The organism is Pseudoxanthomonas sp. (assembly GCF_051953815.1).
In the GTDB taxonomy this organism is placed as follows: domain Bacteria; phylum Pseudomonadota; class Gammaproteobacteria; order Xanthomonadales; family Xanthomonadaceae; genus Pseudoxanthomonas_A.
The window spans coordinates 1-12,243 of record NZ_JBQCIJ010000052.1; the positions used below are offsets into that span (position 1 = coordinate 1).

10 protein-coding genes and 1 tRNA gene are annotated in these 12,243 nt (G+C 65.7%); all 11 read right to left on the bottom strand.

What is annotated here, in order from left to right; all coding sequences use genetic code 11:
• A partial coding sequence (gene rimP, locus ACTHN1_RS16530) for a ribosome maturation factor RimP (protein WP_440472033.1) occupies positions 1-512 on the bottom strand: 512 nt, incomplete at its 3' end.
• Positions 513-703: 191 nt separating this feature from the next.
• Positions 704-780 (bottom strand) — tRNA-Met (locus ACTHN1_RS16535).
• A 108-nt stretch (positions 781-888) separates the two neighbouring features.
• Positions 889-2,340, bottom strand: coding sequence for an NADH-quinone oxidoreductase subunit NuoN (gene nuoN / locus ACTHN1_RS16540; RefSeq protein ID WP_440472034.1), 1,452 nt, complete (start codon positions 2,338-2,340; stop codon positions 889-891).
• Positions 2,341-2,346: 6 nt separating this feature from the next.
• Positions 2,347-3,858, bottom strand: coding sequence for an NADH-quinone oxidoreductase subunit M (locus tag ACTHN1_RS16545; protein WP_440472035.1), 1,512 nt, complete (start codon positions 3,856-3,858; stop codon positions 2,347-2,349).
• Positions 3,859-3,891: 33 nt separating this feature from the next.
• On the bottom strand, positions 3,892-6,096 hold the full coding sequence (nuoL, locus tag ACTHN1_RS16550; protein ID WP_440472036.1) for an NADH-quinone oxidoreductase subunit L: 2,205 nt from the start codon (positions 6,094-6,096) through the stop codon (positions 3,892-3,894).
• Between the two features lie 7 nt (positions 6,097-6,103).
• The gene (gene nuoK, locus ACTHN1_RS16555) at positions 6,104-6,409 is read right to left on the bottom strand and encodes an NADH-quinone oxidoreductase subunit NuoK (protein WP_440472037.1); all 306 of its coding nucleotides are present in this window, start codon (positions 6,407-6,409) and stop codon (positions 6,104-6,106) included.
• Positions 6,406-7,056 (bottom strand): NADH-quinone oxidoreductase subunit J, encoded by a 651-nt coding sequence (locus ACTHN1_RS16560; RefSeq protein WP_440472038.1) that lies wholly within the window; start codon positions 7,054-7,056, stop codon positions 6,406-6,408. Before ACTHN1_RS16560 ends, nuoK begins: the two co-directional genes overlap by 4 nt.
• A gap of 10 nt (positions 7,057-7,066) precedes the next feature.
• The gene (gene nuoI, locus ACTHN1_RS16565) at positions 7,067-7,555 is read right to left on the bottom strand and encodes an NADH-quinone oxidoreductase subunit NuoI (protein WP_295379652.1); all 489 of its coding nucleotides are present in this window, start codon (positions 7,553-7,555) and stop codon (positions 7,067-7,069) included.
• 4 nt (positions 7,556-7,559) lie between these two features.
• Positions 7,560-8,651 carry an NADH-quinone oxidoreductase subunit NuoH gene (gene nuoH, locus ACTHN1_RS16570; RefSeq protein ID WP_440472039.1) on the bottom strand — a complete coding sequence of 364 codons (1,092 nt, stop codon included), beginning with the start codon at positions 8,649-8,651 and terminating at the stop codon, positions 7,560-7,562.
• Positions 8,648-10,882 carry an NADH-quinone oxidoreductase subunit NuoG gene (gene nuoG, locus ACTHN1_RS16575; RefSeq protein WP_440472040.1) on the bottom strand — a complete coding sequence of 745 codons (2,235 nt, stop codon included), beginning with the start codon at positions 10,880-10,882 and terminating at the stop codon, positions 8,648-8,650. The genes nuoH and nuoG overlap by 4 nt, the downstream gene beginning before the upstream one ends.
• The gene (nuoF, locus tag ACTHN1_RS16580; RefSeq protein ID WP_141453296.1) at positions 10,879-12,243 is read right to left on the bottom strand and encodes an NADH-quinone oxidoreductase subunit NuoF; all 1,365 of its coding nucleotides are present in this window, start codon (positions 12,241-12,243) and stop codon (positions 10,879-10,881) included. The genes nuoG and nuoF overlap by 4 nt, the downstream gene beginning before the upstream one ends.

The following is a 12,243-nucleotide window of genomic DNA, read 5'->3' on the forward strand; positions in this document are numbered from 1 at the left end:
CCCGGCTTGGGCTTCGCTCCGGCCTTGCCGGCCGGTTTCTCGGGCGCCAGGCCCAGCGCCGCATAGTCGGGGACGATGCGCGCTTTTTGTACGTTGTCGTGGACGACGACGAATTCGACGCCGTCCTGGTCGATCGTGATGCGGTCGCCGTCGACGGCGCGGATCGCGCCCTGCAGGCGGCGGCGTCCTTCGACCGGCAGATTCAGACTGAGCTTGGCCTTCTCGCCGATGAAGCGCGCGAACTGCGCCGGGGTGAACAGCGGCCGGTCGATGCCCGGCGAAGACACTTCGAGGGTATAGCGGCCGCTGATCGGATCGTTGACGTCGAGCTGTGCCGACAGTTCACGGCTGACCGCTTCGCAGTCCTCGATCGTGATCGGACGCTCGGCGTGGTCGATATAGATGCGCAGCAGACTGTTGCCGCGGCTGGGCGCGTACTCGATGCCGAGGCATTCGAGGCCCAGGTCGGCGACTACGGGATTGATCAACTGGATGAGTTCGTCGTCTTTCACGCTGCTTTGCTTTCTGCACAAACAAAAAATGGGCACTAAGGCCCATTCCATAGTCCGCCGTTGTCTCGCTTCCCAACATCGGCTACACGCGCATCCTGCGCTTCGTCCGGCGTATCCCCGATCGCAGCTCGTTCGATCGGTCTTGCCGGTTCTAGCAAAAAGGCCACACGAGGTGGCCTTTCGCTTGAACCTGGTAGCGGGGGCAGGATTTGAACCTGCGACCTTCGGGTTATGAGCCCGACGAGCTGCCAGACTGCTCCACCCCGCAGCAGAAGCGGAATTATGAAGGCTTCCGCGGTTTCTTGCAAGCCTTCACATCAACAAAAACTATCGCCCGGGCAAACAACATTCCGGGCGCCGGGTGCGCCCGCGCGGATCAACCCGCGAACGCCTGCTGGCACCACGACATGATCGGGTTCCAGAAGATGCCCAGCACCAGCAGCGCCAGCGCGTTCACGCCGAACACGAACGGCACCACCCTATCCTGCCGCGCCGGCTGGCGCTCGCCCACCGGCTCGTCGAAGTACATGACCTTGATGACGCGCAGGTAGTAGAAGGCGCCGATCACCGCGCAGACCACGCCCAGGATGGCCAGCCAGGTGAAGCCGCCCTTCAGCGCCGCGCCCAGCACCACCAGCTTGGCCCAGAAGCCCAGGAACGGCGGCACGCCGGCCAGCGAGGCCATCACGCACAGCACCAGCCCGGCCTGCCAGGGGTTGCGGGCGTTCAGGCCCTTGAAGTCGTCGATCCGGTCGGCCTCGAAACCCTGGCGCGACAGCACCACGATGGCGCCGAACGCGGCCGCCGACATCAGCGCGTAGCTGATGGCGTAGAACAGCGCCGCCGAATACCCGGTCGCGCCGCCGCCGGCGAAACCGACCAGCAGGAAGCCCACGTGCGAAACCGTGGAATACGCCAGCATGCGCTTGAGGTTGGTCTGGGCGATGGCGATCAGGTTGCCGATCACCAGCGATACCGCGGCCAGTCCCGCCAGCAGCCACTGCCATTGTTCAGCGGTCGGGCCGACGCCGCTTTCCAGCAGGCGGTAGGCCATGCCGAACGCCGCCAGCTTGGGACCGGAGCTGATGAACAGGGTGATCGGGGTCGGTGCCCCTTGGTAGACGTCCGGCAGCCACATGTGGAAAGGCGCCGCGCCCAGCTTGAAGGCCACGCCGGCCACCATGAACACCACGCCGGTCAGCAGCAGCGTGCGGTCGGGAGCCGAGGCGATGGCGGCGTGGATGCCGTCCAGGTGCAGCGTGCCGGTGGCGCCATAGACCAGCGACATGCCGTACAGCAGCAGGCCAGAGGCCAGCGAGCCCAGCACGATGTACTTCATCGCCGCTTCCGCGGACAGGCCGTCCTCGCGGTTGAGCGCGACCAGCGCGTAGGAGCACAGCGCCAGCAGTTCCAGGCCCAGGTAGACCATCACCAGGCTGCCGGCGGAGACCATCATCATCATGCCGGCGGTTGCCAGCATCACCAGCACCGGCACTTCACCCGGATACAGCTTGCGCTCGCGCAGGTAGGGCCAGGCGTAGACCAGCGACAACGCGCTGACCAGCAGGATCGCCAGCTTGGTGACATTGGCCATGACGTCGCGGACGAACATGCCGTTGAACACCGTCCCGCCACCACCGACGTCGGTCAGGATCATGAAGAACGACGCCGCCAGCGTGGCCAGGGCCAGCAGGTGGGTGATCACCCGCTGGCGGTCGCTGAGGAACAGGTCCAGCATCAGCAGCGCGAACGCGCCGGCGATCAGCACGACTTCCGGCAGCAGCGGCAGCAGGTCGGCGGCGGTGGGGAGCATCGACGTGGTCATCATTCTTCCTTACAGCTTGCTGTTGGCGAGCTGCATCGCCAGGTTCGCAATCGACGGTTCCATCAGGTCGACGAGCGGCTTGGGATAGACGCCCAGCACCAGCACGCCGACGGCGAACACGCCCAGCACCAGCGCCTCGCGCCCGTTGATGTCCTTGAGCTCGGCGACGTGCGAGTTGGCCACTTCGCCGTACATGACCCGCTTGATCAGCCATAGGGTGTAGGCGGCGCCGATGATCAGGGTCAGCGCGGCGACCAGCGCGATCAGCGGATGCTTCTGGAAGCTGGCGACGATGACCATGAACTCGCCGACGAAACCACTGGTGCCCGGCAGGCCGGAATTGGCCATGCCGAACAGCACGAAGAACACCGCGAACCAGGGCATCACGTTGGCGACGCCGCCGTAGTCCTTGATCATGCGGGTATGCATGCGGTCATACAGCACGCCGACGCAGGAGAACATCGCGCCGGAGACGAAGCCGTGCGAGATCATCTGCACCATCGCGCCCTGCAGGCCCAGGCGGGCGCCATCCAGGTTGCCGTAGTCGCGGACCAGGCCGAAGGCGATGAAGATGCCCAGGGTGACGAAGCCCATGTGCGAGACCGACGAATACGCGATCAGTTTCTTCATGTCGTCCTGCACCAGCGCCACCAGGCCGACGTAGACCACGCCGATCAGCGACAGCAGGATCACCAGCCACGCCCACTCGAAGCCCGCGTCCGGCACGATCGGCAGGCTGAAGCGCAGGAAGCCGTAGCCGCCGATCTTCAGCATGATCGCGGCCAGGATCACCGAACCGGCGGTCGGCGCTTCCACGTGCGCGTCCGGCAACCAGGTATGGACCGGGAACATCGGCACCTTGACCGCGAAGGCGATCAGGAAGGCGAAGAACAGCCAGGTCTGCTCCTTGGCGCTGAGCTGCAGCGTGTACAGGTCCGCCAGTTGGAAGCTGCCGCCCTTCAGGTACAGGTAGATCAGGCCGATCAGCATGAACACCGACCCGAGAAAGGTGTACAGGAAGAACTTGATCGAGGCGTAGATGCGGCGCGGGCCGCCCCACACGCCGATGATCAGGAACATCGGGATCAGCATGCCTTCGAAGAAGACATAGAACAGGATGGCGTCGAGCGCGCAGAACACGCCGATCATCAGGCCTTCCAGGAACAGGAACGCCGCCACGTACTGGCTGACCCGCTTCTCGATCGACGACCACGCGCCAATCAGCGCCAGCACGGTGGTCAGCGTGGTCAGCACGATCAGCGCGACCGAGATGCCGTCGGCGCCCAGCGCGTACCAGATGTTGAAGGTCGGCACCCAGGCGCGCCTTTCGGCGAACTGCATGCCGGGGTTGGCGAAGTCGAAGCCGGTCAGCAGCGGCAGGCTCGCCAGGAAAGTCAGCAGCGCCACGCCCAGCGCCACCCAGCGGGCGGCACTGGCGCGACGGTTGCCAAGGGCGAGGACCAGCGCGCCGCCGAGAATCGGCAGCCAGATCAGAATGCTAAGCAAAGGCCAGTTCGACACGAGTGGATATCCGTTAGTTCAGCGCCAAGGCGTTCATTGCCAGAACCGGATGAGCACGGCCAGCAGTGCAATCAGGCCGAGGATCATCGCGAAGGCGTAGTGGTAGAGGAAACCCGACTGGGTACGGCGCAACAGGTTGGCGGCCAGATCCACGATGCGGGCGCTGCCGTTGACGGCGGCGCCATCGATCACGTGGGTGTCGATCGCGCGCGAAGCCTTGCCCAGCTTCACGCCGCCACCGGCCAGGCCACCGATCCACAGGTCGTCCATGCCGTACTTGTTCTCCAGGATGCGGACCGGCAGCGCGAAGACGCGGCGCAGCTTGCCCGGCAGTTCCGGCTTGAACAGGTACAGGAAGGTCGCCAGGACGAAGCCGGCCAGGGTCAGCCAGAACGGCGGGGCCTGCATGCCGTGCAGGGCGAACTCGAACGGGCCGTGGAAAGTCTTCTTCAGCTGCGCCACCGTGTCGGCGGCCGGGTTGATGAAGTCGATCGCGCCGAGGAAGAACGGCATCTGCTCGTGGTGACCGCTCCAGTCGGTGCCGAACAGCATCGGCCCGATGGTGAAGTAGCCGACCAGGATCGAGGGAATCGCCAGCAGGATCAGCGGTACGGTCACCACCCACGGCGATTCGTGCGGCTCGTGCGCGCCGTGATGGCCGTGGTCGTCGCCATGGTGATCGTCATGCGCATCGGCAGGATGGTCATCGTGCGCATGATCGGCATGGGCGTCGCGGAAACGCTCCTTGCCGTGGAAGGTCAGGTACAGCAGGCGGAAGCTGTAGAAGCTGGTGACGAACACGCCCAGCAGCACCGCCCAGTAACCGTAGGTGGCGACCCATTCGCTGGGACCGCTGATGCCCTGAGCCATCGTGCCCAGTTCGGCCACCTTGTGGGCGAACTCGCCGGCCTGCTCCTGGTGGTGCTTGGCCGCCTCGATGATGGTGTCCTTGGAGTAGAAGCCGGACAGGAACGGCGTGCCCACCAGCGCCAGGGTACCGATCAGGCTGGTGAGGTAGGTGATCGGCATGTACTTGCGCAGGCCGCCCATCTTGCGCATGTCCTGCTCGTGGTGCATGCCGATGATGACCGAACCGGCCGCCAGGAACAGCAGCGCCTTGAAGAAGGCATGGGTCATCAGGTGGAACACCGCCGCCGAGTAGGCCGACACGCCCAGCGCGACGGTCATGTAACCCAGCTGCGACAGGGTCGAGTACGCGACCACGCGCTTGATGTCGTTCTGCACGATGCCGATCAGGCCGGTGAAGAACGCGGTGGTGGCGCCGATGAACAGCACGAAGTCCAGCGCGGTCTGCGACAGCTCGAACAGCGGCGACATGCGCGCCACCATGAAGATGCCCGCGGTCACCATCGTCGCGGCGTGGATCAGCGCGGAAATCGGGGTCGGGCCTTCCATCGAATCCGGCAGCCAGACATGCAGCGGCACCTGCGCCGACTTGCCCATCGCACCGATGAACAGGCAGATGCAGATGATGGTGGCCATCGACCAGATCAGCGGCTGATCCAGCACCTGCCAGGTCTGGCCAAACAGCGTGATGGCGCCGGACCACACCGGAATCGCCTTGCCGGCCAGCAGCGGCGCGTTGGCGAACACGGTCGCGTAGTCCAGGGTGCCGAACATGAACAGTACCGCGGCGATGCCCAGCAGGAAGCCGAAATCGCCCACGCGGTTGACCAGGAACGCCTTGAGGTTGGCGAAGATCGCCGAGGGGCGCTTGAACCAGAAACCAATCAGCAGGTAGGACACCAGGCCCACCGCTTCCCAGCCGAAGAACAGCTGCAGGAAGTTGTTGCTCATCACCAGCATCAGCATGCTGAAGGTGAACAGCGAAATGTAGCTGAAGAAGCGCTGGTAGCCCGGGTCCTCGGCCATGTAGCCGATGGTGTAGATGTGCACCAGCAGCGAGACGAAGGTGACGACCACCATCATCATCACGGTCAGCTTGTCGATCATGAAACCGACATGCGCGCTGTAGTTGCCCACCTCGAAGAACGTGTAGACGTTCTGGTTGAACGGCGAGGCGCCCTGCCCGACCAGTTGGTACAGCACCCAGCCGGACAGCGCGCAGCTGACCGCCACGCCGAGGATGGTGACGACGTGCGAGCCGGCGCGGCCGACCTGCCGGCCGAACAGGCCGGCGATGATGCTGCCCAGCAGCGGCGCCAGCACGATGGCCAGCAGCACGTTCTTGGAAATTGCGACTTCCAGACCTGTCATGGGTGCATCAGCCTTTGAGCGTGTCGACTTCGGCGACGTTGATCGTGCGCCGGGTGCGGAACAGGGTGACCAGGATGGCCAGGCCGATGGCGGCCTCGGCGGCGGCCACGGTCAGGATGAAGAACACGAAGATCTGGCCGGCGGTGTCGCCCAGTTCGCGGGAAAAAGCGACGAAGTTGATGTTCACCGACAGCAGCATCAGCTCGATGGACATCAGCAGCACGATGACGTTCTTGCGGTTCAGGAAGATGCCGGCCAGGCTGATGCAGAAAAGCACCGCACCCAGCGCCAGCAGGTGACCCAGGGTAATCATGCCTTGCCCTCCCCTTCGGCAGCTTCATCGGCGGATGCGCGGACCGGCTTTTCGACCGCCATCTTGACCATGCGGATGCGATCGCCGGCCTTGACCCGCGATTGCTCGGACGGATCCTGGTGCTTGGCGCCCGCGCGGCGGCGCAGGGTCAGCATCACCGCGGCGACCACGGCCACGGTCAGGATCACGGCGGCGAACTCGAACGGCAGCAGGAACTCGGTGAACAGGCTGCGCGCCAGCCAGGCCGTATTGGACACATCGGCGGCCGCGGCGGCGGCATTGTCCGGGAACGCGGCGCCGGTGCGCGCCTTGACCCCGATCAGGGTCAGCATCTGCACCAGCATCGCGACCGCGACGACCACGCCGACCGGCAGGAACTTGACCCAGCCTTCGCGCATCTTGGCGATGTCGATGTCCAGCATCATCACCACGAACAGGAACAGCACCATCACCGCGCCCACGTAGACGAGGATCAGCGCCACGCCAAGGAACTCGGCCCCGACCAGCAGCCAGATGCAGGCCACCGAGAAGAACGTCAGGATGAGGCACAGCACGGCGTGCACCGGGTTGCGCACGCTGATCACCGCGCCCGCGGCCACGGCCGCGATGCCGGCGAAGATCCAGAAAGCGATATTTACCCAATCCATCTCTTGGACCTCAGCGGAATGCGGCGTCGGCGGCGCGACGCTCGGCGATTTCGGCTTCCAGCCGATCGCCCAGCGCCAGCAACTGCGGCTTGGTGACGATGTTCTGGCCGCGCTTGTCGAAGTGGTACTCGAGCACGTGCGTTTCGACGATCGAATCCACCGGGCAGCTCTCCTCGCAGAAGCCGCAGAAGATGCACTTGAACAGATCGATGTCGTAACGGGTGGTGCGGCGGGTGCCGTCCTCGCGCGGGGCCGAGTCGATGGTGATGGCCAGCGCCGGGCAGACCGCCTCGCACAGCTTGCAGGCGATGCAGCGCTCTTCGCCGTTCGGATAGCGGCGCAGCGCATGCAGGCCACGGAAGCGCGGCGACTGCGGGAACTTCTCCATCGGATACATGATGGTGTACTTGGGCTTGAACGCGTATTTCAGCGTCAGCCACAGTCCGCCCAGCAACTCGAGCAGCATCAGGCTCTTGAAGTAATGGATGACCTTGTTCATTGCGTCAGACACCCTTCTCGAACACGCCAAAGAACACCATCACCGCCGTCACCGCGATCCATGCGATGGTCAGCGGAATGAACACTTTCCAGCCCAGACGCATGATCTGGTCGTAGCGGTAGCGCGGGAAGCTCGCGCGGAACCAGATGTAGGCGCTGGCGAAGAACAGGACCTTCAGCAGCAGCCACGGCCAGCCGCCGGTCCAGATCCAGTTGACCCAGGGCGACACGTCGGCGGTGATCCAGCCCTGCAGCGGGCTCAGCCAGCCGCCCAGGAAGAACAGCGACACCAGGAAGCTGACCAGGATCATGTTGGCGTATTCGGCCAGGAAGAACAGCGCGAACGCGGCGCCCGAATACTCCACCATGTGGCCGGCCACGATTTCCGATTCGCCTTCCACCACGTCGAACGGCGAGCGGTTGGTTTCGGCGACGCCGGACACCCAGTACACGACGAACAGCGGGAACAGCGGCAGCCAGAACCATTCGAAGAAGCCGTTGTTGCCGGCCTGCGCCATCACGATGTCGCTCAGGTTCAGGCTGCCGGCGGCGATCAGCACGCCGACCAGGGCGAAACCCATCGCGATTTCGTAGCTGACCACCTGCGCGGCCGAGCGCATCGCGCCGAGGAACGCATACTTCGAGTTGGAGGCCCAGCCGGCGATGATGATGCCGTACACGCCCAGCGAAGTCATCGCCAGCAGGTACAGCAGGCCGGCATTGGCGTTGGACAGCACCAGCTTGGCGTCGAACGGCACCACCGCCCAGGCGGCGAACGCCGGCGCCAGCGTGATCAGCGGCGCGATGATGTACATCGCCTTCTGCGCGCTGCTGGGCTGGATGATTTCCTTGAACAGCAGTTTGAACACGTCGGCGAAGGCCTGGAAGATGCCCATGCCCACGTACATCGGTCCGTGGCGGACGTGCATCCAGCCGATCAGCTTGCGCTCCCAGACCACGTAGAAGGCGACCGCGATGATCACCGGCACGGCGATCACCAGGATCTTCAGCACGATCCACAACGCGACACCGATGTCGCCCAGCGCGAAGAACCACTCGCGGAGCGGTCCGACGGCATTGATCAACAGCTCGTTCATGCGCTCACCACCGTGACACGTCCTGCGCCCAGCGGCGCGGTCGCGCCGTAGCCGCTCTCAATCCAGGCACTGCCCCTGGCCACGCGGGCATCCACCACCACCGGCAGGGTCGCGGTGCCGTGCGCCGAGCCGACCTTGGCCATCGCGCCCTCGGCCACGCCGGAAGACTGCGCGTCGGCCGGGTTCAGGACGATGCGCGCGCCCACGTTGAGCGGATGCGCCTGCAACGCCTCGGCCCGGCGGACGATGCCGTCGGTGCGATAGATGGCCGCGCTGACCGCCAGCTCCAGCCCCTCGCCCGCCGTGGCGGGCGCGGCCGAGCGCGCGATCGTCACCGGCGCGGCACCGGCGATGGCGGCGCGCAGGCCAGCCAGGTCGGTGAACTCGAACGACGGCAGTTGCAGTTCGCCCCCCAGTGCGCGCAGCACGCGCCAGCCCTCGCGGGCCTCGCCCGGCAGCTTGCCGGCGGCCTGGGTGCGCTGGTCGACGCCGTCCAGGTTGGTCAGGGTGGCTTCGATCTCAGGCAGTGCGCCGATCGGCAGGATCACGTCGGCGACGTCGCGGGTGGACTTGCAGGCGAAATGGCTGAACGCCACCACCTTGGCCGACGACAGCGCGCGCGCGGCGGCCGGCGTATCGGCGAAATCCAGGCCCGGCTCGATGCCATAGATGACGTAGGCCTTGCGCGGCTCGGCGAACATGCCGGCCACGTCGTGGCGCGACGGCAGCACGCCCTGGCGGGCCAGGCCCACCGCGTTGGCGCCCTGCGGGATGCGGCACAGCGAGGCGCCGGTGGCGGCGGCGAATTCGCCGGCGGCCTGGCGCAGCGCGGATGCCTGCGGATGATTCTCGGCGATGCCGCCCACGATCAGCACGGCATGGTTGCCGGCCTTGGCGGCTTCGCGCAGCGCGGCCTCGTTGAGCGCGCCGGCCAGCTGCGACGGCGGCACGATGTGCTTGCCGGCGATGCCGAACGCGAAGTCGAAGTCGACCGGGTTGACCACGTGCACCCGGGCGCCCTTGCGCTGGGCCTTGCGGATGCGCTGGTGCAGCAGCGGCAGCTCGTGGCGGACGTTGGTGCCGAACAGCACGATGACATCGGCCTTCTCGATGTCCGCCAGCGGCAGCGCGAACGGCTCGGCCACGGCGCCATCGGAGAAGTCGCGGTTGTTGATCCGGTGGTCCAGGTTGCCGGTGCCGAGGCCCGCGGCCAGCTTGGCCAGCAGACCGCCCTCCTCGTTCGAGGTGGCCGGGTGCGCCAGCACGCCCAGATCGTCACCGGCGTTGCCGCGCAGGATCTCCGCGGCGGCGGCCAGCCCCTCGGACCAGGACACTTCGCGCCATTCGCCATTGACCTTCTGCAGCGGCTTGACCGCGCGGTCGTCGCTGTACAGGCCCTGGTGCGAGTAGCGATCGCGATCCGACAGCCAGCACTCGTTGACCGCCTCGTTCTCGCGCGGCACGGTGCGCAGCACTTGGCCACGGCGGGAATGCACGAACAGGTTGGAACCCATCGCGTCGTGGTAGCCGACGGATTCGCGGGCGATCAGTTCCCACGGACGCGCGCGGAACTGGAACACCTTGTTGGTCAGCGCGCCCACCGGGCACACGTCGATGACGTTGCCGGAGATTTCGGTGGTCAGCGGCTTGCCGTCGTAAGTGCCGATCTGCAGGTTCTCGCCGCGGTACATGCCGCCCAGCTCATAGGTGCCGGCAACGTCCGCGGTGAAGCGCACGCAGCGCGTGCACTGGATGCAGCGGGTCATCTCGGTGGCGACCAGTGGACCGATGTCCTCGTCGGGCACCACCCGCTTGCGCTCCTGGAAGCGGCTGACGGAACGGCCATAGCCCAGCGACAGATCCTGCAGCTCGCACTCGCCGCCCTGATCGCAGATCGGGCAGTCGAGCGGATGGTTGATCAGCAGGAACTCCATCACGTTGCGCTGCGACTTCAGCGCCTTCTCGCTGCGGGTCTGGACCTTCATGCCGTCCATGACCGGCGTAGCGCAGGCCGGCGCCGGCTTCGGCATCTTCTCGACGTCGACCAGGCACATGCGGCAGTTGGCCGCGATCGGCAGCTTCTCGTGGTAGCAGAAGCGCGGAATCGGAATCCCGGCCTTGTCCGCCGCCTGGATGATCATCGAACCCTTGGGCGCGGCCATCTCGACACCGTCGATGAAGACGGTGACGTGGTCGGGCGGGAGGTTCGGGTTGACGGGCTGCGCACTCATGCGGCCACCTTGCCTTCAATGACCGTACCGGCGCGCTGGTCGTCGACCAGGAACCGCTTGTTGACGATCGCGTACTCGAATTCGTGCCAGAAATGGCGCAGGAAACCCTGCACCGGCCATGCCGCGGCTTCGCCGAAGGCGCAGATGGTGTGGCCTTCGATCTGGCCGGCGGCGGCCTTCAGCATGTGCAGGTCGTCCAGCGTCGCCTTCTGCTCGGCGATGCGGGTCAACATGCGGTACATCCAGCCGGTGCCTTCGCGGCACGGCGTGCACTGGCCGCAGCTTTCCTTGAAGTAGAAACGCGCGATGCGCTGACAGGCGCGCACCATGCAGGCGGTCTCGTCCATCACCACGACCGCGCCCGAGCCCAGGCCGGAGCCCGCCTTCTGGATGCTGTCGTAGTCCATGGTCAGGCCCATCATGGTCTCGCCCGGCAGCACCGGCATCGAGGAACCACCCGGAATCACCGCCTTGATCTTGTGGCCGTTGCGGATGCCGCCGGCCATTTCCAGCAGTTCGGCGAACGGCGTGCCCAGGCGGATTTCATAGTTGCCCGGACGGGCGACGTGGCCGGAGACCGAGAAGATCTTCGGGCCGCCGTTGTTGGGCTTGCCCAGGTTGAGGAACCACTCGGCACCGTTGCGGATGATCGCCGGCACCGACGCGTAGGTCTCGGTGTTGTTGATGGTGGTCGGCTTGCCGTACAGGCCGAAGTTGGCCGGGAACGGCGGCTTGAAGCGCGGCTGGCCCTTCTTGCCTTCCAGCGATTCCATCAGCGCGGTTTCCTCGCCGCAGATGTAGGCGCCCGCGCCCAGCGCGTTGAAGATGTCGATGTCGATGCCGGAGCCCAGGATGTTCTTGCCCAGCCAGCCGTGCTTGTAGGCCTCGGCGGTGGCTTCTTCCAGGTGCTCGAACGGCTCGTGGTGGAACTCGCCGCGCAGGTAGTTGTAGCCGACGGTGGAACCGGTGGCGTAGCAGGCGATCGCCATGCCCTCGATGACCGCGTGCGGGTTGAAGCGCAGGATGTCGCGATCCTTGGCGGTGCCCGGCTCGGATTCGTCGGAGTTGCAGAGGATGTACTTCTGCATGTCGCCCTTGGGCATGAAGCTCCATTTCAGGCCGGTCGGGAAGCCCGCGCCGCCACGGCCGCGCAGGCCGGACTGCTTGACCATCTCGACCACGTCGGCCGGCGGGATCTTCTCTTCCAGGATCTTGCGCAGCGCGCTGTAGCCACCGGTCTTGAGGTAGTTCTCGTAAGACCACGGCTTGTCGAAGTGCAGCGTGGTGTAGACGACCTGGTGTTCCTTCGGCGCCGGGCCGACCGGGCCGTAGCCCTCGGATGTGTGCGGATGATGTGCCAT

Coding starts and splice junctions, on each gene's coding strand:
- ACTHN1_RS16560 (WP_440472038.1), bottom strand. CDS start 7,056: ATGGATTGGGTAAATATCGCTTTCTGGATCTTCGCCGGCATCGCGGCC.
- nuoL (WP_440472036.1), bottom strand. CDS start 6,096: ATGACAGGTCTGGAAGTCGCAATTTCCAAGAACGTGCTGCTGGCCATC.
- nuoF (WP_141453296.1), bottom strand. CDS start 12,243: ATGGCACATCATCCGCACACATCCGAGGGCTACGGCCCGGTCGGCCCG.
- nuoK (WP_440472037.1), bottom strand. CDS start 6,409: ATGATTACCCTGGGTCACCTGCTGGCGCTGGGTGCGGTGCTTTTCTGC.
- nuoN (WP_440472034.1), bottom strand. CDS start 2,340: ATGATGACCACGTCGATGCTCCCCACCGCCGCCGACCTGCTGCCGCTG.
- nuoH (WP_440472039.1), bottom strand. CDS start 8,651: ATGAACGAGCTGTTGATCAATGCCGTCGGACCGCTCCGCGAGTGGTTC.
- nuoI (WP_295379652.1), bottom strand. CDS start 7,555: ATGAACAAGGTCATCCATTACTTCAAGAGCCTGATGCTGCTCGAGTTG.
- nuoG (WP_440472040.1), bottom strand. CDS start 10,882: ATGAGTGCGCAGCCCGTCAACCCGAACCTCCCGCCCGACCACGTCACC.